Source organism: Aromatoleum evansii (assembly GCF_045689615.1).
GTDB lineage: Bacteria > Pseudomonadota > Gammaproteobacteria > Burkholderiales > Rhodocyclaceae > Aromatoleum > Aromatoleum evansii.
The window spans coordinates 2,625,280-2,649,164 of record NZ_CP141259.1 but is presented as its reverse complement, the minus strand read 5'-3'; the positions used below and the strand labels follow the sequence as shown (position 1 = coordinate 2,649,164).

General features: G+C 66.4%; 24 protein-coding genes and 1 pseudogene. 13 read left to right on the top strand and 12 right to left on the bottom strand.

Annotated features, from left to right (window positions below; all coding sequences use genetic code 11):
- Positions 1 to 266: 266 nt before the first annotated feature.
- From U5817_RS12430 to U5817_RS12420, 3 genes are all read right to left on the bottom strand, one after another.
- On the bottom strand, positions 267 to 650 hold the full coding sequence (locus tag U5817_RS12430; protein WP_191659527.1) for a pyridoxamine 5'-phosphate oxidase family protein: 384 nt from the start codon (positions 648 to 650) through the stop codon (positions 267 to 269).
- Between the two features lie 35 nt (positions 651 to 685).
- Positions 686 to 1,522 (bottom strand): DMT family transporter, encoded by an 837-nt coding sequence (locus tag U5817_RS12425; protein ID WP_407280937.1) that lies wholly within the window; start codon positions 1,520 to 1,522, stop codon positions 686 to 688.
- Between the two features lie 251 nt (positions 1,523 to 1,773).
- A complete protein-coding gene (locus U5817_RS12420) occupies positions 1,774 to 2,298 on the bottom strand; it encodes a dienelactone hydrolase family protein (protein WP_407281067.1) in 525 nt (174 codons plus the stop codon).
- 247 nt (positions 2,299 to 2,545) lie between these two features.
- Between U5817_RS12420 and U5817_RS12415 the strand changes: the two are divergent.
- Positions 2,546 to 2,841: pseudogene (locus tag U5817_RS12415) on the top strand (allantoinase); the annotation flags it as partial.
- A gap of 25 nt (positions 2,842 to 2,866) precedes the next feature.
- Here the strand turns inward: U5817_RS12415 and U5817_RS12410 are convergent.
- On the bottom strand, positions 2,867 to 4,330 hold the full coding sequence (locus U5817_RS12410; RefSeq protein ID WP_191659530.1) for a diguanylate cyclase domain-containing protein: 1,464 nt from the start codon (positions 4,328 to 4,330) through the stop codon (positions 2,867 to 2,869).
- A gap of 131 nt (positions 4,331 to 4,461) precedes the next feature.
- Between U5817_RS12410 and U5817_RS12405 the strand changes: the two genes are divergently transcribed.
- The 8 genes from U5817_RS12405 to U5817_RS12370 all read left to right on the top strand — a co-directional run bounded on the left by U5817_RS12405 (position 4,462) and on the right by U5817_RS12370 (position 10,472).
- Complete coding sequence (locus U5817_RS12405; protein ID WP_191659531.1) at positions 4,462 to 5,928, top strand: ATPase domain-containing protein; 1,467 nt, start codon at positions 4,462 to 4,464, stop codon at positions 5,926 to 5,928.
- Entirely contained in the window at positions 5,925 to 6,305 is a 381-nt protein-coding gene (locus tag U5817_RS12400) for a two-component system response regulator (RefSeq protein ID WP_018991758.1), read from the top strand. The genes U5817_RS12405 and U5817_RS12400 overlap by 4 nt, the downstream gene beginning before the upstream one ends.
- Positions 6,302 to 8,029, top strand: a complete 1,728-nt coding sequence (locus U5817_RS12395; RefSeq protein WP_191659532.1) for an EAL domain-containing protein — start codon at positions 6,302 to 6,304, stop codon at positions 8,027 to 8,029. The genes U5817_RS12400 and U5817_RS12395 overlap by 4 nt, the downstream gene beginning before the upstream one ends.
- A gap of 152 nt (positions 8,030 to 8,181) precedes the next feature.
- On the top strand, positions 8,182 to 8,544 hold the full coding sequence (locus U5817_RS12390; protein ID WP_026296189.1) for an SPW repeat protein: 363 nt from the start codon (positions 8,182 to 8,184) through the stop codon (positions 8,542 to 8,544).
- A gap of 131 nt (positions 8,545 to 8,675) precedes the next feature.
- Positions 8,676 to 9,044 carry an Hsp20/alpha crystallin family protein gene (locus tag U5817_RS12385; protein WP_224792856.1) on the top strand — a complete coding sequence of 123 codons (369 nt, stop codon included), beginning with the start codon at positions 8,676 to 8,678 and terminating at the stop codon, positions 9,042 to 9,044.
- Between the two features lie 18 nt (positions 9,045 to 9,062).
- A complete protein-coding gene (locus tag U5817_RS12380; RefSeq protein ID WP_191659533.1) occupies positions 9,063 to 9,470 on the top strand; it encodes an Hsp20/alpha crystallin family protein in 408 nt (135 codons plus the stop codon).
- Between the two features lie 349 nt (positions 9,471 to 9,819).
- Positions 9,820 to 10,056: a type II toxin-antitoxin system VapB family antitoxin gene (gene vapB / locus U5817_RS12375; protein ID WP_169138600.1), complete on the top strand. Its 237-nt coding sequence runs from the start codon at positions 9,820 to 9,822 to the stop codon at positions 10,054 to 10,056.
- Positions 10,056 to 10,472: a type II toxin-antitoxin system VapC family toxin gene (locus tag U5817_RS12370; protein WP_191659534.1), complete on the top strand. Its 417-nt coding sequence runs from the start codon at positions 10,056 to 10,058 to the stop codon at positions 10,470 to 10,472. The genes vapB and U5817_RS12370 overlap by 1 nt, the downstream gene beginning before the upstream one ends.
- A gap of 104 nt (positions 10,473 to 10,576) precedes the next feature.
- On the opposite strand, the gene U5817_RS12365 is transcribed toward U5817_RS12370, so the two are convergent.
- The 8 genes from U5817_RS12365 to U5817_RS12330 all read right to left on the bottom strand — a co-directional run bounded on the left by U5817_RS12365 (position 10,577) and on the right by U5817_RS12330 (position 18,662).
- Positions 10,577 to 11,431: a Fic family protein gene (locus U5817_RS12365; RefSeq protein ID WP_051092328.1), complete on the bottom strand. Its 855-nt coding sequence runs from the start codon at positions 11,429 to 11,431 to the stop codon at positions 10,577 to 10,579.
- A complete protein-coding gene (locus U5817_RS12360) occupies positions 11,392 to 11,784 on the bottom strand; it encodes a hypothetical protein (protein WP_051092329.1) in 393 nt (130 codons plus the stop codon). Before U5817_RS12360 ends, U5817_RS12365 begins: the two co-directional genes overlap by 40 nt.
- A gap of 243 nt (positions 11,785 to 12,027) precedes the next feature.
- Positions 12,028 to 13,071 carry a nitronate monooxygenase family protein gene (locus U5817_RS12355; protein ID WP_224792865.1) on the bottom strand — a complete coding sequence of 348 codons (1,044 nt, stop codon included), beginning with the start codon at positions 13,069 to 13,071 and terminating at the stop codon, positions 12,028 to 12,030.
- Between the two features lie 2 nt (positions 13,072 to 13,073).
- A complete protein-coding gene (locus U5817_RS12350) occupies positions 13,074 to 13,892 on the bottom strand; it encodes an oxepin-CoA hydrolase, alternative type (protein ID WP_018991767.1) in 819 nt (272 codons plus the stop codon).
- Complete coding sequence (locus U5817_RS12345; RefSeq protein ID WP_018991768.1) at positions 13,892 to 15,118, bottom strand: CaiB/BaiF CoA-transferase family protein; 1,227 nt, start codon at positions 15,116 to 15,118, stop codon at positions 13,892 to 13,894. Before U5817_RS12345 ends, U5817_RS12350 begins: the two co-directional genes overlap by 1 nt.
- A gap of 20 nt (positions 15,119 to 15,138) precedes the next feature.
- Positions 15,139 to 16,341, bottom strand: coding sequence for a 3-oxoadipyl-CoA thiolase (locus U5817_RS12340; RefSeq protein ID WP_018991769.1), 1,203 nt, complete (start codon positions 16,339 to 16,341; stop codon positions 15,139 to 15,141).
- A gap of 23 nt (positions 16,342 to 16,364) precedes the next feature.
- Complete coding sequence (locus U5817_RS12335; protein WP_018991770.1) at positions 16,365 to 17,885, bottom strand: 3-hydroxyacyl-CoA dehydrogenase; 1,521 nt, start codon at positions 17,883 to 17,885, stop codon at positions 16,365 to 16,367.
- 3 nt (positions 17,886 to 17,888) lie between these two features.
- On the bottom strand, positions 17,889 to 18,662 hold the full coding sequence (locus tag U5817_RS12330; protein WP_191659535.1) for an enoyl-CoA hydratase: 774 nt from the start codon (positions 18,660 to 18,662) through the stop codon (positions 17,889 to 17,891).
- 327 nt (positions 18,663 to 18,989) lie between these two features.
- Here U5817_RS12330 and U5817_RS12325 point away from each other — a divergent pair, with 327 nt between their 5' ends.
- The 4 genes from U5817_RS12325 (at position 18,990) to U5817_RS12310 (ending at position 23,811) form a co-directional block, all read left to right on the top strand.
- Positions 18,990 to 19,793, top strand: coding sequence for an IclR family transcriptional regulator (locus tag U5817_RS12325; protein ID WP_018991772.1), 804 nt, complete (start codon positions 18,990 to 18,992; stop codon positions 19,791 to 19,793).
- Positions 19,794 to 19,821: 28 nt separating this feature from the next.
- Positions 19,822 to 20,973 (top strand): acyl-CoA dehydrogenase family protein, encoded by a 1,152-nt coding sequence (locus U5817_RS12320; protein ID WP_018991773.1) that lies wholly within the window; start codon positions 19,822 to 19,824, stop codon positions 20,971 to 20,973.
- Entirely contained in the window at positions 20,973 to 22,565 is a 1,593-nt protein-coding gene (locus U5817_RS12315) for a class I adenylate-forming enzyme family protein (protein ID WP_018991774.1), read from the top strand. Before U5817_RS12320 ends, U5817_RS12315 begins: the two co-directional genes overlap by 1 nt.
- A gap of 70 nt (positions 22,566 to 22,635) precedes the next feature.
- Complete coding sequence (locus U5817_RS12310) at positions 22,636 to 23,811, top strand: ABC transporter substrate-binding protein (RefSeq protein ID WP_191659536.1); 1,176 nt, start codon at positions 22,636 to 22,638, stop codon at positions 23,809 to 23,811.
- Positions 23,812 to 23,885 lie beyond the last annotated feature (74 nt).

Here is a 23,885-nt window from a genome sequence, read left to right as displayed (position 1 = left end):
AATGCGCGGCGGGGCACGACAGTCGTCTTGGCTGCTCTGCTCCAACGACAACTATTGTGGCTGGGGACTCTATCGGGCCAAGGTGCTGCGGAACGCGGTCTGGCCACGAAGGCACTGCAGGGTCCCGCGGCCACGCCGTTGCAGTACCTGGCGCCGCTGGGCTGGGAGCGCATCGACCTGATGGGCGATTACGTCTGGCCCAGCAGCGCCAAGTTGGCGCGGTGAGGTTCAGGCCGCTACGGCCGCTGCAACCGGCTTCGCGTTGGCTAGAGCTGGAGTTCGACCCGTTCGACTTCGATCACCAAGGCGCCGCGCGCCCACGGAAAAGCGGTCTTGACGCGATCGGCCAGCTCGCCCTCGCTGACCAAGGCACCGGCGCCATGCAGCAGACAGCCCTGACCCGGGCCGTGGCTGCCCTGCACCACGCGCGAAGCTGCGAGCACCTGCACGCGGGCGTTGCGTTGCAGGTTTTCCTCGGTCTTGCGGTAGTAGCCCGCGGGAAGAACGATCCTGTCCCCGTCGAGGCCCAGGCGCCGCAGATAGTCGCCCCAATTGCCGACCACGTGTGGCCCGTCGGCCCCTTCCGTGACGATCGTCAGGAATTCGGTCTTTTCCAAGAGATCCCGGGTCACCCCTTCGATCACGCTCATCGTTCACACTCCGTTGTGGTTAGGCCCGCCGGTTGTCAGCGGACATGGAAGAATTTCAGCGCAAGGCCGTTGGTGAGCAGCGCGAGCACCACGAGCGTCGCACCGATCAGCTCCGCCGCAACGAAATGCCGCCCCTGATAGAGGCCGATCAGGAAGGCCGTGATCGGCACCACGTTGATGAAAAGCATCCCGCTCAACGGGTCGAGCGAGCGAATGCCCGCATTCCACGCAAGCACGGCGACGATCGATGCAAGCAGGACCAGATACAGCAACTGCGGCCCTGCCGGATAAAGGCTCTGAGGGGACGGGGCACTCGCCAGACCGGCAATCGTTGCGAGGACCGTGGCGACTACAATCGCCGCCTCACCCATCAGACAGGTCAGCGCCGTATACCGCAGCGGCGACCAGTCCCGGAAACTCCCCGCCGCCAGTGTGTAGACGACCCAGCTAACCGCACCCAGCACGATCACCAAGTCGCCCCAGCCGGCCCCTGTAAAAAGGTTGTCGAGCTGCCCGCGCGCCACGACGAGGAACACGCCGGCGAAGGCGGCCGCAATGCAGATCAGCGTGATGCGCGGCGGGCGATGCCCCTGCCACAGCCAGCGGACCAGCGCCCCGATCATGGGCTGCATCGCCATGATGATCGCAGCGTGCGCCGCCTGCGTGTGAGCGAGGCCAACGAAGGCGAACAGGCTGAACCCAGCGAAGCCGATCGCGCCGAAAAGGCCGGTGCACGGGAACGTTCCGTCGAAACTCAGCGCCTTGCGACCTTCGGTCAGCCACAGCACGAGGATGAAAGCCGCCGCAGTGACCCCGTAGCGCAACGTGTTGAGATAGAACGTGTCGACGACGTGAAGCGCATCCTTCGCCACCGGAAACATCCCGCCCCACAGGATCGTGGCGGTCAGCAGCAGCCCCCCCCTTCAATGCAGTGTCGCGGCGAGCCACGTCTTTCCTTCCAATCGGCTTGTACCAATCCAATATGCAGCCTTTCCGCTGCGCCGTATTTGATCGTACTCAAGGCGCAAGGGACACGGCCCCGGGGCGCGCGCGACACCGTTCAGGCGGCGATGCCATCCCGCCTCGCGGAAACCGGCCGGCTCGATCGGGCGGCCCACGGCTTTCAGTCCTTGCGCAGCCCGGCGCACACGAGGTCGGCCACGCTTTCATCGAACGTGTGGCCCACTTCGGGCAGCAGATTCAGATCGACGTGAGCGCCCATCAACGAGAGGCGGTCGGCGGCGGCGATGCTATGGCGTGGGTCGACCACCGCGTCTTCCTTGCCGTGGATGAGATGCAGCACCGTCGCGAGGGGGCGGACCTTGGGCGGCTGCGCGAAGCGTCCCGCGATCGAGATCACCTGCGCGGCGATCGCGTCGGCCAACTGCGTCGACTCGAGCGCCATGATCGCGCCCTGTGAAAAACCGACGAGCGTCGTCGCCTCGACACCGACCCCGGATGCCTTCTGCCACTGGCGCACCGTCTGGACGAAGCCAGGCATCGCCGCGGCGATGCGGCCGATGCGATTCTCCTCGGTGATGCCGCGCACCGGGAACCACTGCCAGCCGATACCGAAATCCGAAGGATCGGGCGAGCGCACGCTCACGACCCACGCGGCCGGATTGGCCGCCGCGAGCGCCTCGGCCAGCGGCGACAGATTCTGCGGCGAGGCGCCGTGGAAGGAATCTTCTTCGTGGTCTTCTTCCTTCCCCTCTTTCTTTTCCGGCTTGTGCGACGGAAAGAGAACGCAAGACTAGCGGCTTCAAGAGCCGCCTACTGGTTCATTGAGGCTCTCGGTCTGGCAGCGTAGGCGGACGTCAAGCAGGGCAAATTCCGGCCGCTACGGGTGTCCGGCGGGGCTTAGCGTACGATTTTTTTCCGTTTCGTGAGCTGACCCCTACACGCTCGACACCAACCACGTGCGCTTCGCGCTGCCGCAGGGCTACTCGCACGACGACGAGTTCTTCGAATACCTGCGCGACGCGTTCGACGTGATGGATGCCGAAGGCGACGAGCGTCCGGCGATGATGTCGGTCGGCATGCACTGCCGCCTGCTCGGCCGCCCGGGGCGCTTCCGCGCGCTGCAGCGCGTCCTCAACCACATCGAGAAGCACGATCGCGTGTGGGTGTGCCGGCGCGTCGATATCGCAGGCACTGGCGCGAACAGCATCCGTACAGCCCGACTGCTTGATGGACGGGGAGAGAATCTCGCCTCGTCATGCGCAGGAGGACGCATCGCGCGCTGTGCCGGGGCCGCCGTGGAAGAACTGGAAGTTGCTGCGCCCGCGCTGTTTGGCGGCGTACATGGCGACGTCGGCATGCCTGATCAGTTCGTCTACGTCCTCGCCGTCCTGCGGGAAGATGCTGATGCCGATGCTCGGTGACACCTGCACTTCGACGCCGTTGACGCTGTAGGGGCTCGCGAGGCGGTCGAGAAGGTTGCCTGCGATCCCGGACACGTCCTCCCTGTCGTGGATGTGCGCCACCACGGCGACGAATTCGTCCCCCCCAAGGCGGCCGACGATGTCCTCGCCGCGCAGGCCTTCGGTCAGGCGCCTGGCCACATCCCGGAGCACGGCGTCGCCAACATCGTGCCCGTAAGTGTCGTTGATGGGCTTGAACCGATCGAGATCGATGAACAGGAAGGCGGCGAGATGATGCCCGCGGCGCATGGCCGGCAGCAGATGGCAGGCCGTCTCGTAGAGCAGGGCGCGATTGGGCAGGCCGGTCAGCGGGTCGTGGCGCGCTTCGCGGCGCAGCATGTCTTCAATGAGCTTGCGGTCGGTGATGTCGATGTTCACGCCCAGCATGCGTAGTGGCCGATGCGCGTCGTCATGATGGATCACCGCGCGCCCGGCGAGCCAGTGTTCCGACCCGTCGGGCCACAGGACACGCCATTCGGCCTCGACGCTGCCGGTCTGCAGTGCTTCCTGCACCCGCTGTTCGAGTGTCGCGCGATCTTCAGGATGGATCGATTCGCGCCATCCGGCATACGGGCCCTCGAACGCCTTTGCCGGGAAGCCATACAGGGCCGCGATTTCCGCCGACCAGTGCACTGTGTCGGCGGGGATGTCCCATTCGAACGTGCCGGTGCGTCCGACCCGCTGCGAAAGTCGCAGTTTCTGCTCGTCGCTGCTCAGCGGCATCGCGTTCGCATCGTGCTCCCCGGTGCGTTGGAACAGTTCTCGCTCGAGTGCCGCGATGCGCGCTTCGAGTGCATCGCGGTCGCCGGCGTCTTCCAGACAATGCACAATGTAGCCGGGCCGGTCGTCTTCGCCCGGTATCGGGGCGTTGATCGCGCGCCAGTGGCATTCGACGACGCCCCCGCCTGCCGCGGCAGGGCGGCGGAAGAAATGGTGCTGCGTCGGCATCGCGTCCGGCACGCAATTCGCGCATGCGCGTTCGAGGGACTGACGCAGCAGCGATGTCACCGCCGCGGGGTCTTCGGCCGTGGCCGAAAGGATGTCGAAGATCGGGCGGCCGAGGATGTCGGACGGATGAGCCGCGGTATTCCGCAGGTAGGCGTCGTTGGCCGCGACGATTTTGCAATCCGGATCGAGGACCAGACATGGCACCGGAATGGCCATAAAGATGCGGCCCAGATCTTCGGCCGGAATCAATGAAGCGGGAGCGCGGTCGATCGATCCCTGCGTGACGGTCCCCTTCGCCCGGATGGACATAACGCATCCTCCTCACCCTTGGCGACTGAACATTAGGCAAGAAGCGGGGCATGCCGTTCCCGCCCGGCAACGCAACCGCGGGCGTTCATGCGGGTCAAACGTACCAGGCCAAGGAAGCGGAGTGCCTTGCCATGAATCTGGACGATCTGGGGGTGCGCATCGGCAGCGGCATCGACGGGCTGGATGAAGTGCTGTGCGGCGGTTTCATCAAGGACCGTGCCTATCTCGTGCGCGGCGGTCCCGGAACGGGGAAGACGATGCTGGGGCTGCATTTCCTCGCCGCGGGGGCGAGGCAAGGGGAGCGCAGCCTCTTCATCACGCTCGCCGAGCCGGAGAAGCAGTTGCGGCAAAACGGATCGGCGCTGGGCCTCGAGCTCGAGCGGGTGAGCTTCCTCGATCTGTCGCCGACACCGGAGTTTTTCGCCGAGTCCGGCTCGTACGACATCTTTTCGCCGGCAGAGGTCGATCTGGAGCCGATCACCCGCCGCATCGTCGGCGAGATCGAAGCCTTGCGACCGCAGCGCGTCTTTCTTGACGCGATGACGCAGTTCCGCTACCTGGCGGCGGAGCCGTTCCACTTCTTCAAGCAGGTATTGTCCTTCCTGCGCTTTCTTGTGGGGCAGGGCGCGACGGTTCTGTTCACTTCCGAAGGCAGTCCGACCGCCCCGGACGAGGATCTGCAGTTCATGGCCGACGGGGTGATCACCCTCGCCGTGACGCCGCAGGGGCGCAGCCTGAATGTCGCGAAATTCCGCGGTTCGGGTTTTCGCGATGGCTGGCATGCGCTGCGCTTGGGCGACACCGGCATGACGATCTTCCCGCGGCTCGTTCCGGACCAGCCGCGGGACGAGATTGCCGGCGAGATTCAGTCCCTGGGTGTGCCCGGCCTCGACGAACTGCTGCACGGCGGCATCGAGCGCGGCACCGTGACCATCATCAGCGGCCCGTCGGGCGTGGGCAAGACGACCCTGTGCTTGCAGTTGCTCAAGGAGGTTGCGGCGCGCCGCGGACACGGCATCGTGTATACGTTCGACGAAAGCGTGGAGATGATCCTGCGCCGTTGCGACGCCATCAGCCTGCCCGTGCGGTCGCTGGTGGGGCAGGGTACGTTGCGGCTGCAACAGATCGAGCCGTTGCGCTTTTCGCCGGCGGAGTTCTACCGGCAGGTCGTGCGCGACATCGAAAACCAGGGCGCGCGCACCGCGGTGATCGACAGCATCGCGGGATTCCGGCTCTCGCTAAGCGGAGACGATCTGGTCAGCGACCTTCATGCCCTGTGCCGTGATCTGCGCAACCGCGGCATGACCGTGCTGCTGGTGGACGAAGTCGAGTCGATCACGGGTGACTTCCAGGCCACAGAGACCGGCCTGGGGTATCTGGCCGACAACATCGTGTTTCTGCGCTATCTCGAGGTTCGCGGTGAGCTGCGCAAGGCGATAGGCGTTCTGAAGAAGCGCCTCGGCGACTTCGAGAAGACCTTGCGCGAGATCGAGATCACCGCCGACGGCATCAAGGTCGGCAAGCCCCTCACCGACCTGCGCGGCATTCTGACCGGTACCCCGGAGTGGCGCCACGAGTCTGGAGTCACGCCCCAATGAACAGTGTGCCACCGCGGGCGGTCCTCGTTGTCGACCGCAATCCGCGCAATCTCGCCCTCCTGCTGCAATGCCTGTCGGGCAACGGCTTCGAGACGCTGTGCGCGGCCGATCTGGCGCAGTTCGACGCGGTGCTCGCGCAGTCCGGCGCGATCGCGCTTGCGCTGGTGGATGTCGACGGATTCGACATTGCCGTGTGGGACCGCTGCCGCCGGCTGCGCGAGCGCCAGGTCGAGGTGCTGGTGCTGGTCGGGCGGCGCGCGAAACCCTTCATGCAACTGCACGGCGCACGCTGCGGGGCGCGGGCGGTACTACCCAAACCGCTCTCGCCGAAGCTGCTCGCGCAGATGGTGCGCGGCCTGCTGGAGGAGCCGGCGTGACGCGCGTTCTGCTGCTGCTCGCTCATCGCCGCAACCGCCGCCTGCTGGCGGAGTGGCTCGCCCCGCACTATCAGGTCGTGGTCGGCGAGAGTGCAGGGTCGCTCGGGCAGCCCTTCGACCTCGGCATCGTCGACGGCCCGGCGCTGGAGCGGCTGCGCGATGCGATCGCTGCGCGCAAGGAACGCGAGCAGCCGATCCTGCTGCCCTTCCTGTTTGTGACCGCGCGGCGCGGCGCCGGCCTCGGCACGCAACAGCTGTGGCAAACCGTCGACGAGGTGATCGCGACGCCGATCGAGAAGGCCGAGTTGCAGGTGCGCCTGCAGGTGCTGGCGCGCATGCGCAAGTTGTCGCTCGATCTCCGGACGACCCACGAGGCGCAGTTGCGCCACATGGCCCTGCACGATCCGCTCACCGATCTTCCGAACCGGTATCTGTTTTCGGAACGCCTCGGGGCGGCGGTCGCCCGCGCGCGCGCGGACCGCCGTTCGCTGGCCGTGCTGCTGCTCGATCTGGATCGTTTCAACGCGATCAACGAGTCCTTCGGACATGCCTACGGCGACCTGCTGCTGCAGGCGGTCGCCGCGCGCCTCGCCGCCTGTCTGCCGCGCGACACGCTGGCCCACTTCGGCGGCGACAGCTTTGCCGCGTTCCTGCCCGAGTTCCAGCATTTGCGCGAACCGGTGCTCGTGGCGGAGCGGCTGCTCGCGGCGTTGTCGTCGCAGCCCTTCGAGTTGGTCGGTCATACCGTGTATGCAACGGCGAGCGTCGGCATCACGCTTTTTCCGGAGGATGCAGGGCATGCGGCGGCCCTGCTCGAGAACGCCGATACCGCCCTGTATCGTGCCAAGGGCGAGGGCGGCGGCACCTACCAGTTCTATACGCCGCAGATGAAGACCCAGGTGCTCGACCGCCTCAACCTCGAGACCCGCCTGCGTGGAGCGGTGGAGCGTGGCGAACTGGTGCTCGAATACCAGCCCCAGGTCGATATCGCCAGCGGAGACATCGTCGGTTTCGAGGCCCTCGCGCGCTGGGACGAGCCCGAACTCGGGCGGGTGGCGCCGACCCGCTTCATCCCGATTGCGGAGGAGACCGGCCTCGTCGAGTCGATCGGCGAATGGGCACTCGCCGCGGCTTGCCGGCAGAACAAGGCGTGGCAGCAGGCGGGGTTGCCGCCGTTGCGCGCGGCCGTCAACGTGTCGGCGCGCCAGTTCCGCCACGGTGTCGAGAAGATCGTCGCGCGCGTGCTCGCCGAGACGGGGCTGGATCCGTGCTACCTCGAGCTGGAGATCACCGAGAGCAGTCTGATGGAGTGCGCGCCCGAATCGATGGAGGTATTGCGCAAGCTGCGGGGGCTGGGGGTGCAGCTGTCGATCGACGATTTCGGCACTGGCTATTCGGCGATGAGCTACCTAAAGCGGTTGCCGGTTGCGACGCTGAAGATCGACCGCTCGTTCGTCAGCGACATCGCGCACGACGCCGACAGCGTCGCGATCGTGCGCGCGATCGTCGCGGTCGCGCACAGCCTGAAGCTCAAGGTCATCGCGGAGGGGGTTGAGACGGTCGAGCAACTGGAGAACCTGCGTGCCCACGGCTGCGACGAAGTCCAAGGCTTCGTGGTCGGACGGCCGGTGCCGGCGGCCGATTTCGCCCAACCCCTGCGCCGGCGTCGCGCGGAGGCGTGGGATGGGAACCGGCATTCGTCGCCGCGGTCAACAGCAGCGTGAAGGTACCCGGATGACCCCAAGGCGAGACGGCGGGTCGGTCGAGCGCACCGGATCGCGGTAGTCAGTCGAGCGAATTGCCCGGTGACGACCATCCGCAGTCTCCCCTCGCGGTCGGACGGTGATCTGCATTCGTCGTGTGCGGAGGGAAGATCATGTCAGCAACAGTCAAACACTGGCAAGACCCGGTGAATCTCATCTTGGGCGTGTGGCTCGCGGTATCGCCGTGGGCGTTTTCCTACGCGATGGAGACGACGCCGACCTGGAATGCGGTGATTGCCGGAGCGCTCGTCGCAGCACTCGCGTTGTTCGAACTCTTCAAGGTCGCGGCTTGGGAAGAGTGGTCAAGCGTGGCAATCGGCGCATGGCTCGTGGCCTCGCCGTGGATCCTCGGCTTTGCGGGAGTCACGGCGGCCGTGTGGAATGCAGTGCTCGTCGGTCTGGTGGTCGCCGTACTCGCGCTCTGGGCGCTGGGTACGGACAAGAGCATCGGCGGGTGGTGGACGCCGGCGACGTAATCAAGCGCTAGACGGAGGAAACGTATCAGGCTTCCGGAAAGGACGTGGGGGTCATGTTGGGCAGTTGGATGAGCAGTTTCGACAAGAGCATCTTCGACGATTTCGCGCCGTTCGAAGAGGAAATGGACAGGATGTTCGACACGCTGAATCGGACGACCGGGATCCGGGCCGTTCGCAGAGGCTCATTCCCGCAGGTCAACATCGGCGCAAGTCCGGAGAGGGTGGACGTTTACCTCTTCGGGGCCGGACTCGATCCGAAGACGGTCGACATCTCGATCGAGAAGAGTCTGCTGGCAGTGTCGGGCAGCCGCGAGGTGCCGACCCGGGAAGGGGGCGCCTACTACCGGCGCGAGCGTTTCGGCGGCGATTTCCGTCGGGTCGTTTCGTTGCCCGAGGATGTGGATCCCGAACACGCGGATGCGAACTACCGGGATGGCGTCCTGCATATCACCGTCCCGCGCCGCGAATCGGTGCGCCCGCGGCAGATCGAAGTACGGTGAACGTGATGGAGGTGCATCATGGAAACCACATCGGAAGTTGCAAGGACGCAAGACGCCGGCACAAGCGCAGTGCAGGTGAAAACGGGTGAGGAGGTGCGCACGCTGATGCCGCTGGTTGATATCTTCGAGGACAGCGAAGGGATCACGGTGGAGGCGGACCTCCCCGGTGTCGCGAAGGACCGTCTCAACGTTCAGGCCGATCGTCATCGCTTGACCATAGAGGGTGACGTGGTGATCGACATGCCGGAGGGGATGGAAGCGCTGTACGCGGACGTGCAGGCCACGCGCTATGCGCGCAGCTTTGCGCTGAGCGGCGAGCTGGACGCGGAGCGAACCGAAGCGAGCCTGAAGGATGGCGTGCTGACGGTGCACATCCCGAAACGCTCGGAATTCCGTCCCCGCAAGATCGAAGTCCGCGTGAGCTGAGCCGTCGCGTGGCGCGAGTCTAGGCGGCGTCCGGGAGACCAGGCGCCGCCTGTCTTGTGTACCCGGCACGGACGCATTGCCGCGGGTTCAACTCCCGCCGTAAGTTGACCACGGGGAACGAAGCGCGATTGCGCGAGGGCGCCCCGCGTCCGTGCGGAGGCGCCGTCGGTCTGCGCACCACCGCCGATGGGATGCGGCCCGAGGCCGGCCGCTAAATTCGACTCGGTTTGGTAGGGGATCCGTGCGGGGTGCCAGGATCTTTCGTCCGATGTGTGTACATCCACGTATTTACAAAATAGCTCGCCCGGCCTAATGTACACACATCGTACATCCGCCATAGGGGCTTGCCATGCACACCACGCGTGCCTTCAAGAACGGCAATTCACAGGCCGTGCGTATCCCATCGGACCTGGCTTATGAACGCACCGACATCGAGCTGGAAATCGAACGCGTGGGCGACGAGTTGCGCATTCGTCCCGCGCGTCGGTCTCTCGCTGGTGTAATGGCCAAGTTCGCGAGGTTCTCCCCGGACTTCATGGCTGAAGGTCGCGGCGATCAGGAGCAAGCCGAAAGGGATGCCCTGTGATGGCGCGCTACATGCTCGACACCAACATGTGCATCTATCTGATGAAGAACCATCCCGAGGAGGTCGCTCGACGCTTTGCCGAGTGCTATGTGGGTGATGTCGTAATGTCAGCAATCACCTTTGCCGAACTTCAATACGGGGTAGCGGTGTCGGCCGATCCGGAGCGCGAGCGCGCCAATCTTGACGACCTCATCCAGGATATTCCTGTGATGCCGTTCGATGCCGAAGCGGCAATTGCGTATGGCCCGATCCGACTGGCCTCTCGCGAGAGCAAGAAGGATCACCTCGACAAGTTGATTGCAGCCCATGCTGTGGCGCTCGGCGTTGCGGTCGTCACCAACAACATGAAGGACTTCGCACGGTACCCCGAAGTGATCACGGAGAACTGGCTGACGCCAATTGAACCGGAGCATTGAGCCGAGCGCTTCAACGTAAGTGTCATTTCGAGGCCGCTTTCGCAGCCAAGGCTCGATGAGCCTGCATGGCGCCCGAATGTCCTCATGCCCACCCGGCACTCTGTTCAGAGGCCGGGACCGGATCGAGGACGTGAAGGACTCGGCGCCTCCTGCTGCGCGAGTTCAGCCTTCACCAGCGCTTCTATGAACTCGAAGGCTTCGGCGGGCACCCTTTCGATCAACTGCTTGCGCCGTTTCTTCGAGATCGCGCCCCCGTTTTGCAGCGCCCATCCGATCAACAGGTGCTGGTCGTTCGACCGCAAATCGAATTCCTCGTTCACGGCCCTGCTGATGCGGTCGAAGCTCGCGAGAAACTCGGTCTCGTGCCGTAGATCGACGTTGAGGGCTTCTTCAGCCATCCGGAAGCCGAACTCGACGCAAGGCGTGGCATCCCAGTAGCGATAGATCGAAGGCTGCCCCTTGAAGTCGAACGCGAACTGATCCTCGTCGATCCACGTCACATCCCACAGCTTGCGGGCCGGCTTCGAAAAGGACTGCAGGGCCAGCAGATACTGCTCCTCGTGGCGCTTCATTGCGATCGACACGGGCAGCAGCAGGCCCGGTTCCAGTTGGCCGGACTGACACAAGGCGTGATGAAACTGGAAACGTGACAGGCGGCCGTTGCCATCCATGTAGGGGTGCAGGAACACGAAACCGAAGGACTCGACGGATGCCGCAACGATCGGGTCGATCTGTTTGGACAGGCCGTTCGCCATTGCCATGAAGGCAGGCATCAGGCTCGTCAGCAGATCGGGGGCCGGCGGCACATAGGTGACGCTGCTTGCCCCGCGCAGCCAGTTCTGCTCGTGACGAAAGCAGGCTGCCCGATCGTATGGGTTCGAGAGCGTCGAGGACTGTAGATCGGACAGATACTGTTCCGTCAGCTCAATGTTCTCGTGCGCTTGCTGCAACAAGGCCACGAAAGCTTCGGCTTTGCGGATAACTCGCGCCCGGTGAACGACTCCCACAGATAGCACGCTTGCCGGATGTAGGGCCCGGAGGGCGTCGCGCGCAAGCGCTGTACCAGATCCTCGGCGGGGATGTGCGGCATTGCTTCGGCGAGCACCTGCAGATTGATCCCTTCGTGGCGAAGCGAGAAGAGCACATGATCGAGCGGATGGTCGGACTCGGGCGCAACGGTGCGCGGCACCTGCACGCCGTCGTTCGGCAGATGCATAATGCGCTGGACCGGCGCCACCCGCGCCGGATGGGCCAGCGGGAAGGCGCTCAGGTTGAGCCTGCGCCGAAGGAATTCGTAGCCAACCAAGTCCATGAAGCGTCGCCCTCGTGCCCGGATTTTTCGAAGCGCTACAGGATTTTTTTGATTGTTGGCCGTTTGGACAAGTATTTTATACCCATAGGTATCCGGTGCTCACATCCCGGTCCCTCTTGCGCCATGACCGGCTGAAAATCTCGCTGTAGCGCATCGCCCGCTGCAACTCGTCCGATTCCCGGTAGGTCTCGGTCAGCTTTTCTGGCCGACTGGGGCCACTATCCCGGCGTTGCGCCCGCCGATTCATCGGCTGCATTTCTTGTCCAGCTGTTCAAGCGCTATTCTCGCTTCCGCTTCAAGTCGGCAGACAATATTGTTTAAAGGTTCGACCTGATCGGCAAAGGCAACAGATTGCCCAAGCGATAGGATGCCGTGCCGGGTGTTACCCGACTCGTATGCTTGCCGACCTATCCGGCCTGCGATGTGTGGCATCAGTGTTTCAAGGTCGCCCCCAGCTTCGATTTCGATCTTCCGGACAGTATCGGTAGTGTCATTACGAAGCGCGCGTACCGTGTTCTTGAGCGACTCCATGACGAGTGCGGTGTCGGTTTCTTGCGCCGCTATAAGCCGGGCTTTGTAATCTGGATGCGCCCAGATTTCCTCCGCGACGAGGAATCGTGTGCCGATTGCGACGCCGTCGGCGCCGAGCGCCAGCGCGGCGACGAGTTGGGCGCCGGTCGCGATACCCCCCGCGGCGATGAGCGGGACGGTGAGGTCGCGCGCGGCAAGGGCGACCTGAACCATCGTACCGATCAGTTCAGTGCCGGGATGGCCGCCGCATTCGGCGCCGACCACCGTGATCGCGTCGACGCCCGCGGCCTGCGCCGAGCGCGCGTGGCGCACGGTCGGCACCTTGTGCAGCACCTTGATGCCCGCCGCGTGCAGACGCGGCAGGTAGGGCTCGGGATTGCGGCCGGCGGTCTCGACGAAGCGTACGCCTTCATCGCAGACGAGGTCGACGACGGCATCGACACGGTCGCCCTTGGCGAGCTTCGGTAGCATCGAGATGTTGACGCCGAAGGGCTTGCCATCCGCGAGCTCGCGGCAGCGGCGGATCTCGCGGCGCAGATCGTCGAGTTCGGCGAAGCTTGCCGCGGTGATGAAACCGATTATGCCGGCGTGTGCGGCCGCGGCGACGTAATCCGCGTTCGACAACCACTGCAGACCGCTCGCGACGATCGGCAGGCGCGTGTCGAAGAGTTCGGTGATGCGGGTGCGGAAGGTCGGGGGCTGGTCGGCCGGGTTCATTTCGCGGGTGGTCGACTCCGTTGCGTTCAACTCGGGCATCTTCACATCGTGCTCCGGCTGAAATCGGGCGCACGCTTCGCGCAGAAGGCTTCGACGCCTTCGGCCGCTTCGGGGCCGAACAGACTGTCGAGGAAGTGGTCCCGTTCGAAGGCGAGTTGCATCTCGAGCGGGGTCGTAGGCGCGGCGTCGAGCAACGCCTTGATGCGGGCTTGGGCGTGGCGCGGCCCGCGCGCGAGCCCTTGTGCGAGCGCGAGCCCCTCGGCGAGCGCGGTGCCGTCGGCGACGACGCGATTGACGACGCCGAGCGCCTGCAGGCGCCGGCTGTCGATCGGGGCGCCCGTGAGCAGCAGTTCGGCGGCGAGCTGGCGCGGCAGCGCGCGGCCGGCGAAGGCCGAGCCGCCACCGTCGGGGCTCAGGCCGATCTTGACGTAGGCCATGCCGAACTTCGCGCTCTCGGCGGCGACGATGAGGTCGCAGGCGAGCGCGAGCGAGAATCCCGCGCCGGCGGCGCTGCCTTCGACCGCGGCGACGATGGGCAGCGGGCAGCGGCGCAGCGCCAGTACCCAGCGGTGGAAGCACTCGATGCCGTCGCGCTGGATTTCGGGCGGGCGCTGGCGGTTCGCGGCGAGCCGCTTGACGTTGCCGCCGGCGCAGAAGTGCGCACCGTCGCCGGTCAGGACGATCGCACCGAGCGTCGGGTCGGCGGCGGCGTCGGTGACGGCGGTGAGGCCGGCGGCGTAGATGTCGGGGTGCAGGGCGTTGCGCAGCGCCGGATTGCTGAGGGTGAGCTGCAGCACCGGGCCGTGGCGTTCGACGATCAGGCGCGCGCCGGTTGCGTCGTCGAGGGGCGTCGTCGTCATCAGATCACCCCGCGCGCGTGCAGGGCCTCGATCTCGGCACTAGTGCGGCCGAGGCGGTTGGCGAGGATCTCCCGCGTGTGTTCGCCAAGCAGCGGCGGCGGCCGATCGTAGCGGACCGGCGTCGTGGAGAGCTTGAACGGGCTCGCGACGAGCGGCACCGTGCCGGCCTGCGGGTGGGGCAGCTCGATGCGCATGCCGCGATGGCGCACCTGCGGGTGGTCGAGCGCCTGGGCGATATCGTTGATCGGCCCGCTCGGGACGCCGGCCGCGCCGAGCGCGTCGATCCAGTGCTGCGCGGGGCGCTCGCGGAAGAGCGCCTCGAGCAGCGGGATCAGCTCCTCGCGATGGCGCACGCGGCCGGCGTTGGTCGCGAAGCGCGGGTCGACGGCGAGTTCCGGGCGGCCGACGACCGCGGCGAGTTTCGCGAACTGTCCGTCGTTGCCGGCGGCGACCACGAAGGGCAGGTCCTGTGCGGGGAAGACCTGGTAGGGCACGATGTTCGCGTGGGCGTTGCCGTGGCGTCCCGGCACGCGGCCCGAGGTGAGGTAGTTGAGGTTCATGTTGGACATGCTCGCGACCTGCACGTCGAGCAACGCCATGTCGATGTACTGGCCGGTGCCGCTGACGTCGCGGTGCGCGAGCGCGGCGAGGATCGCGACGGTCGCATACATGCCGGTCATCAGGTCGGCGAAGGCGATGCCGAGTTTCTGCGGGCCACCGCCGGGCAGTTCGTCGCGTTCGCCGGTGATGCTCATCATGCCGCCCATCGCCTGGATGATGAAGTCGTAGCCGGGAATCTCGGCGAGCGGCCCGTTCTGTCCGAAGCCGGTGATCGAGCAGTAGATGAGGCGCGAATTGAGCTTGCGGATGTCCTCGTAGCCGAGGCCGTAGCGCGCGAGCGCGCCGACCTTGTAGTTCTCGATCAGGATGTCGCTCTCGGCGGCCAGCTCGCGCACCAGTGCCTGGCCCTCGGGGCGCGTGATGTCGATCGTCACCGAGCGCTTGCCGCGGTTCGCGGCGAGGTAGTAGGCCGCTTCGCGGGTGTCCTCGCCGTCGCGGTCCTTGAGGTAGGGCGGGCCCCAGCCGCGGGTGTCGTCGCCGCTGCCGGGGCGTTCGACCTTGATGACGTCGGCGCCCAGGTCGGCGAGCGTCTGGCCGGCCCAGGGGCCGGCGAGCACGCGCGACAGGTCGAGCACGCGGAGGTGGGACAGGGCGCCTTCGGTCATCTTCGTCTCCTGTCCCGTTCTCAGACGCGCTCGATGATGATCGCCAGCCCCTGGCCGACGCCGATGCACAGGCTGATCGCGGCGTAGCGGCCGTTGGTACGCTGCAGCTGTCGCGCGACGGTCAGCGCGAGGCGTGCGCCGGAGGCGCCCAGCGGGTGGCCGATCGCGATGGCGCCGCCGTTGGGATTGACGCGCGGATCGTCGAAGGCGACGTTCATCAGCTTCAGGCAGCCCAGCACCTGCGACGCGAAAGCCTCGTTGATCTCGATGATGTCCATGTCGGCGAGCGTGAGGCCGGCGCGTTCGAGCGCCTTCGGGATCGCGTAGGCCGGGCCGACGCCCATGATGCGCGGCTCGACGCCGGCCGCGGCGCCCGCTAGGATGCGCGCGATCGGTTTCGCGCCGGCGCGTTCGCCGACCGCGGCGTTGCCGATCAGCAGCGCCGCGGCGCCGTCATTGAGACCGGAGGCGTTGCCGGCGGTGACGACGCCGCCTTCGAAGAGGGGTTTCAGTTTCGCAAGGGTGTCGTAGGTCGTGTCGGGGCGGGGGTGCTCGTCTTCGCTGACGGTCAGCGGCGGGGTCTTGCGCCCCGTAGGCACGCTGATGGACAGGATCTCGCCGGCGAAGAAGCCGGCTTCCTTCGCCGCCGCGTATTTCGCCTGTGACGCGGCGGCGAAGCGGTCGGCCTGGTCGCGCGTGATGCCGAACTCGGCCGCGACGTTGTCGCCGGTCTCGGGCATCGAGTCGCCGCCGTACTGCTCGACGACCTTGGGGTTCGGGAAGCGGGCGCCGATCGTCGAATCGTAGACCTTGAAGTCGCGGCTGTAGGCGGCTTCCGCCTTCGCGACGACGAAGGGGGCGCGGCTCATGCTCTCGACACCGCCGGCGAGATAGAGCTCGCCTTCGCCGGTCGTGATTGCGCGGGCGCTGTCGAGCACCGCGGCGAGGCCGCTCGCGCACAGGCGGTTGACGGTCTGGCCGGGCACCGTGGGCGGCAGGCCTGCCGCGAGCAACGCATTGCGCGCGACGTTGCGGCTGTCCTCGCCGGCTTGCGAGGTGCAGCCGAGGATCACGTCCTCGATCTGTTCAGGGCGGAAGGGCGAACGGGCGACGAGTTCACGCATCACGGTCGCGACGAGGTCGTCGGGGCGCACAGGGGCGAGCTTGCCGGCATGGCGGCCGAACGGCGAGCGCAAGCCGTCGTAGATGTAAGCGTCGAGCATGGGGATTCCTTATGTGTAATGGGTCAGTCTTCGGGGGTCAGCAAGGAGACGTTCAGCCGCGCGCGGCGCACGAGCCACGGGCTCGGCCGGTAGCGCGGATCACGGTAGATCGCGTGCATCGCGTCGAGGATCGCGAGCACGGTCGCGGCGCCGAGCGCGTCGCCCAGCGCGAGCGGACCCTTCGGATAGCCGAGGCCCAACGTCACCGCGCGGTCGATGTCCTCGGGGGTGGCGATGCGCTGCTGGGCGATGTCGCAGCCGATGTTGACGATCGTCGCGAGCACGCGCTGCGCGACGAAGCCGGGGCTGTCGTTGATCACCGTGACCGGTGTGCCGTCGGCGGCGAGGAGGCCGCGCGCGGCCTCCGCGAGGTCGCGGCGCGTGAGCGGCGTGCGCATCAGTGTGCGGCGGCCGTCGAGAGTCAGGGGGTCGAGCGCGAGCGTGCGCGCGGGGTCCAGCCCTTCGGCGAGCGCCGCGGCGGTCGCGTCCTCGCCGAGCGGCAGGACGAGGCACAGCGCGTCGGCGCTCGGGCGCGCGCCAGTCTCGAGCGGCGCGCCGAGCTTGCTGAGGAGCGCCGCGACGCGTTCGGCCGCGGCGGCGTTGCGCCGACTCAGCCACACCGGGGTGTCGGTGCGGGGCGGCGGCGCGTCCTCGGCCGGCACCTCGGCCTTGCCGTCGCGATAGACGTAGAAGCCGCGCCCGCTCTTGCGGCCCAGCAGGCCCGCGGCGAGGCGCTGGCGCGTGATCGGCGACGGGCGGTAGCGCGGCTCCTGGTAGTACTGGTCGTAAATCGATTCCATCACCGGATGCGAGACGTCGAGCCCCGTGAGGTCGAGGAGCTCGAACGGCCCCATGCGGAAACCGGCGGCTTCGCGCAGAATGCGGTCGATGTCGGCGACGCCGGCGATGCCTTCGCCGAGGATGCGTAGCGCCTCGGTGCCGAAGGCGCGGCCGGCGTGATTGACGATGAACCCCGGCGTGTCCTGCGCGCGCACAGGCTGGTGGCCCATGCGCCGCGCGAGCGCGGTGAGCGCGTCGCCGACCCACGCTTCGGTCATCGCGCCGTCGATGACCTCGACGATCTTCATCAGCGGCACCGGGCTGAAGAAGTGGAAGCCGCCGACGCGCCCGGGCACGCGGCAGCCGGCGGCGATGGCGGTCACCGACAGCGAAGAGGTGTTGGTCGCGAGCACGCACGCGTCGCCGACGATGCCTTCGAGGCGGGCGAAGAGTTCACGCTTCGCGTCGAGCCGTTCGACGATCGCCTCGACGACGACGTGGCAGTCGGCCAGCGCGTCGAGCGAGTCGGCGATACCGAGGCGCGCAGTGGCGGCGGCCGCGTCGTCGGCAGAAATCCTGCCCTTTCCGGCGAGCGTCGCAAGGGTTTGCGCGATCGCCTCGCGCGCTTCGGCGGCAGCTTCCGGGCGGGCGTCGTGCAACAGCACGCGCACGCCGCCTTGGGCGGCGATCTGGGCAATGCCGCGGCCCATCAGGCCGGTGCCGACGACGCCGAGCAGGAGGTCGTTGCGGGTGGAATCGAGCATGGTTCAGCGTCCTTGGTATTCGGGTTGGCGCTTGTCGAGGAAGGCGCGCATGCCTTCCTTCTGGTCCTCGCTCGCGAAGAGGAGCTGGAAGGCCTTGCGTTCGAGCGCGAGCGCGGCATCGAGCGAGGCGTCCTGGCCGGCGAGCACGACCTCCTTGATCTGCATCACCGCGAGCGGCGGCAGCGCGGCGATCTCGGCGGCGAGTGCGAGCGCGCGCGAAAACACTTCGGCATCGGCGACGACCTCGCTCGCGAGGCCCATCTCGAGCGCCTCACGCGCGGCGACCGGCTGGCCGGTGAGCACCATCTTCATCGCGCGGAACTTGCCGATCGCGCGCGTCAGCCGCTGCGTGCCGCCGGCGCCGGGCATGATGCCCACGCGCACCTCGGGCTGGCCGAAGGCCGCACCTTCGCCCGCGACAATGATGTCGGCGTGCATCGCGAGCTCGCAGCCGCCGCCGAGTGCGAGACCGTTGACCGCCGCGATGACCGGTTTCGGGCAGGCGGCGATGGCTTGCCACAGGCGATGGGTGTTACGCAGCATCATGTCGACCGCGCTGCGTTCGGCGAGATCGCGGAGATCGGCGCCGGCTGCGAAAATCCGCTCGGAGCCGGTCAGCACGATGCAGCGCACCTCGGGATCGTTGCCCAGTACCGTGAAGTTATCCGCCAGCGCGACGCGCACCGACTGGTTCAGCGCATTGCGGGCTTCGGTGCGATTGATCCGAATCACGGCAACGCCCGGGGCGGGGCGTTCGACCAGGACTTCTGTGCTCATCACTGCTCCTGTGTGGTTTGCTTTTGAATCGTTCGCACAGCGAAACAGTGGTTCGCAAAACGATCTGTGCGAAACGTTACAGCGGAATTCGAACGATGTAAACGGTCGATTCCGTTTCAGGGTGTGTGGATCGGTGGCCATAAAGTCGTTTAGGAATAGGGGCTTGAAGGAATTTTGAGGAAATAAGACGATGGGTAGCTGAATTTCGCTGTGCGAACGCGTGTTTCGCAAAAATGTTGACGCACGGCTTTCACGTGTGCAACGATGGCGTCGCCTTCACCGGCGACCGATGAAGAACCGATGAAGTGGAGGCATGAGGAAATGGTTATGGACAGTGAAATCCGGGTGTTCGGCGATGACGAGGAAAGCAAGGATCGTCAGTTCGTCAATGCGCTGGCGCGGGGGCTGGAAATCCTGCGCTGCTTCCGGCCGGGCGAGGCCTACCTCGCCAACGCCGAGCTGGCGGCGCGCACCGGGATTCCGAAGCCGACGGTGTCGCGGCTGACGCACACGCTGACGAAGCTGGGCTATCTCGCGTACTCGGAGAGCCAGGGGCAGTACCGCCTGGCCTCGGGCGTGCTGGCGCTGGGCTATTCGATGCTCGCGAACCTGGACGTGCGCGACATCGCGCGGCCGGCGATGCAGGAGCTCGCGGAGTACTCGCGTGCCTCGGTTTCGCTTGGCGTGCGCGACCGCCTGAGCATGGTGTACGTCGAAAGCTGCCGCAGCAGCGCGCGTGTGACGCTGCAACTCACCGTGGGTTCGCGCATCCCGATCGCGACGACCGCGATGGGCAAGGCGCTGCTGTGCAGTCTGCCCGAGCGCGAATTCGATTACCTGATGGACCACATCCGCCTCGCCGACGAAGAGAACTGGCCGCGCATCAAGCTCGGCATCGAGCAGGCGCAGCGCGACTACGCAGAGCGCGGGTTCTGCATGTCGGTCGGCGAGTGGCACCAGGACATCCACTCCGTCGGCGTGCCGCTGCTCGGCATCGAGCGCGAAAAGTCGATGGCCTTCAACTGCGGCGGCCCCGGTTTCCTGCTGCCGCGCGAAAAGCTCGAGAACGATCTCGGCCCCCGTCTGGTTCAGCTTGTGCGCAAGGTGGAAACAGACATGGGCCGGGTGTGAACAACCCCCCACTCCGATTGAGGAAGACATGATTCGAGATCCCGAAACCCTGAACCTGTTGCTGGACGGCGTTTCGCGCTTCGTGCGCGAGCGTCTCGTGCCGAACGAGGCGCTCGTCGCCGAAACCGACGAGATCCCCGCGGACATCGTCGCCGAGATGCGCGAGCTGGGCCTGTTCGGGCTCTCGATTCCCGAGCAGTACGGCGGCCTGAACCTGACGATGGAAGAGGAGGTGCGCGTCGCCTTCGAGATCGCGAAGACGTCGCCGGCCTTCCGCTCGCTGATCGGCACCAATAACGGCATCGGCTCCCAGGGCATCGTCATCGACGGCACCGAGGAGCAGAAGCAGCGCTATCTGCCCCGGCTCGCCGCGGGCGAGATCATCGGATCCTTTGCGCTGACCGAGCCGGGCTCGGGTTCGGACGCAGCCTCGCTGAAAACCACGGCCGTGCGCGACGGCGACTTCTATGTGCTGAACGGCACCAAACGCTTCATCACGAATGCGCCGGAGGCGAGCATCTTCACCGTGATGGCGCGCACCGACCCTCAGAAGAAAGGTGCCGACGCGATCTCCGCCTTCATCGTCGAGGCCGGCACGCCGGGGCTGTCGCTCGGCAAGATCGACAAGAAGATGGGGCAGAAGGGCGCGCACACCTGCGACGTGATCTTCGAGAACTGCCGGGTGCCGGCCGCGAATGTCATCGGCGGCCTCGAAGGTGTCGGCTTCAAGACCGCGATGAAGGTGCTCGACAAGGGGCGGTTGCACATCGCCGCGGTGTGTGTCGGCGCGGCCGAGCGCATGCTCGACGACGCGCTGCGCTATGCCATGGAGCGCGTGCAGTTCGGCAAGCCGATCGCCGAGTTCCAGCTGATCCAGGCGATGCTCGCCGACAGCAAGGCCGAAATCTACGCCGCGCGCTCGATGGTGCTCGACGCCGCGCGCCGTCGCGACGCGGGCGAGGATGTGTCGACCGAGGCCTCGTGCTGCAAGCTTTTTGCGTCCGAGATGTGCGGGCGCGTCGCCGACCGCAGCGTGCAGATCCACGGCGGCGCGGGCTACATCGCGGAGTACGCGGCCGAGCGTTTCTACCGTGACGTGCGCCTGTTCCGCATCTACGAGGGCACGAGCCAGATCCAGCAGCTCGTGATCGCGCGCAACATGATCAGGGCGGCCGCGTGATGGGTGCGCAGGACGACGCGCTGTTGGCCGAATTGCCGCAGCGTCTGAACGAGATCCCACGCCGCTGGGCGGCGGCCACGCCGGATGCGGTGGCCGTGTCGGAAGGCGGAGTCACGTGGACTTGGCATGAACTCGCCGCGACGGTCGACGAAGGCGCCGCGCTGTTGCGCCGGCTCGACGTGCGCCCGGGAGACCGCGTGATGATCGTCGGCGAAAACTGCACCGCGCAGATCGCGCTGATCTTCGCGCTCGCGCAGTGCGACGCCTGGGTGGTGAACGTCAACGCCCGTCTGTCGCCGCGCGAGATCGACGTGATCCGCGAGCACAGCGGCGCGCGCCGAGTCATCTACACCGTCGCCGTGTCGCCGGACGCCGCCGCGCACGCGGCGCGCCACGAGGCGGCGCGGACGACGTTGGCACGCTTCGGTGAAATCGCGATCGGCGCGCTCAACGAAAGCTGCACGCCCGAGCCGGTCGAGCCGGACGGCGCCAGCCAGGTGGCGGCGCTGATCTACACGACCGGCACGACCGGCCATCCGAAGGGTGTAATGCTGACGCATCGCAACCTGCTGTTCATCGCCGCGGTGTCGAGCCGGCTGCGCCAGCTCCGGCCGCAGGACTGCGTGTATGGCGTGCTGCCGATCTCGCACGTGTATGGTCTCGCGTCGGTGATGCTCGGCACGCTCTACGCCGGCGCCGCGCTGCATGTCGTGCCGCGCTACTCGCCGCAGGCGCTGATCGATGCGCTCCAGGACGACGGCATCACCGTGCTGCAGGGCGTGCCGGCGATGTATGCGCGCCTGCTCGAATTCGCGCGCGGCAAGTGGACGCCCGAAAAAACGCGGCTGCGCTTCATTTACGCCGGCGGCTCGCCGCTCGATCCGACGCTGAAGGATGAAGTCGAGCAGTTCTTCGGGCAGACGCTGCACAACGGTTACGGCATGACCGAAAGCTCGCCGACGATCAGCCAGACCCGTATCGACGCCCCCCGCCGTGACACCTCGGTCGGGCAAGTAATCCCCGGCATCGAGATCCGCGTCGTCGATAAGGACGGTGCCGACGTCCCCGGCGGCGAGCCCGGCGAGCTCTGGGTGCGCGGGCCGAACGTGATGAAGGGCTACTACCACGAGCCCGAGCTTACCGCCGACACGATGCGGCCCGGCGGCTGGCTCAATACCGGCGACGTGGTCCGGCGCGATGCCGGCGGGGCGCTGTTCGTCGTCGGCCGCACCAAGGAGCTGATCATCCGCTCCGGCTTCAACGTCTACCCGGTCGAGGTCGAGGCCGCGCTGAACTCGCATCCGGCGGTCACGCAGTCGGCGGTGGTCGGGCGCGAGGTCGGAGAGGGCAACGAGGAGGTCGTCGCCTTCGTCGAGTTGGACCCGACGCGCAGTGTGAGCATCGAGGATCTGCAGGGTTACCTCGCCGGGCAACTGTCGCCCTACAAGTGCCCGTCCGAAATCGTCGTGATGCAGGCGATGCCGGCGGCGGCGACCGGAAAGATCCTGAAGGGGCAGCTCAAGCAGCAAGCGCAGGACATGTATCGCGCAAGGGCACAGGACAAGACTGTCAAGGATGGAAGACCGCGCTGAGGTGCAGCGGTTTTCGCGGGAAGACGGGGGCCCGGTGCGGACCCCGATCAATGAATGGAGGAGGACGAAAATGGACTGGAACTGCATCATTCGGAGCAAACTCAAGCTGGCCGCGTTGGCCTTGTCGCTGACCGCGGGCGTCGCGTCCGCCGAGGAGCTCCTCGTCGGCGCGGAGATCCCGCTGACCGGCTCGCTGGCGCGCGTGGGTTCGGGCATGAACGAGGGCATCTCGGTCGCGGTCGAGGTGTTCAACAAGACCAACGGCAAGCACACCATCAAGGTCATCACCGCCGACGACGAATCGGCCCCCGCCAAGGCCATCGCCGCAGTCGAGAAGCTTGCCGGGCAGGGCGTCGTCGCGATCACCGGCGGCTACGGGTCGAACAACATCGGCCCGGCCTCCGACGCCGCGAACAAGCTTGGCCTGCCCTACATCACCTCGGGTGGCGTCGACGACAGCCTGACCGAGCGCGGAATCAAGACCTTCTTCCGCATCAACAACACCGCCGGTTACCGCAAGGCGATGGTAGGCCTGCTGGCCGACATGAAGGTCAAGTCGGCGTCAGTCATCTACTCGACCAAGGAGGCGACCGCTGACCTCGCGAAGGACGTGCAGAAGGAACTCACGGCAACGGGCATGACCGTCGGCATGCATGCGTTCGACCCGGCGATCACCGACTTCAAGCCGATCATCAACAAGATCCGGCTGCAGGACAAGTCCGAAGTGATCCTGATGGCCGGCTATGAGAACGACTACGTCGGCATCCTGCGCGCCGCCAAGGTGCTCAAGCCCGACGTCAAGGCGATGATCGGCGTGTGGTCGCTGGCGACGCCCAAGATGGTCGCGGACTTCCCCGACCTGATGCCCTCGGTGTATGGCACGGCGCTGCTGCCCTTCCCGGCGGAGTTCAAGAGCGCTGACGGCAAGCTTTTCGCCGACGCCTACAAGAAGCTCTACAACAAGGAACCCGACTACCTCGGCCAGTTCGGCTACGTGCAGTCGATGATCCTGTTCGAGGCGATCGCGCGCGCCGCCGACAAGGGCACGCTGAAGAAGGGCGGCGTCGCCGAGGAGCTCGCGAAGACCGACCGCGAGACGCTGATCGGGCGCGTGCGCTTCAACGACAAGGGCGACAACATCAACTTCGTGCATCGCATGGGGCAGCACCAGAACGGCAAGATCGCGATCGTCTGGCCCAGCGACGCGGCGACGGGGAAGATGAATTTCCCCGGCGTTCCCTGGTAAGCACGCGCGTTTCCTGCCGCAGGCGACGGACGCAGCGGCGCCCCCCGTGGCCTGCGCCCGTCGCATCACTCGGA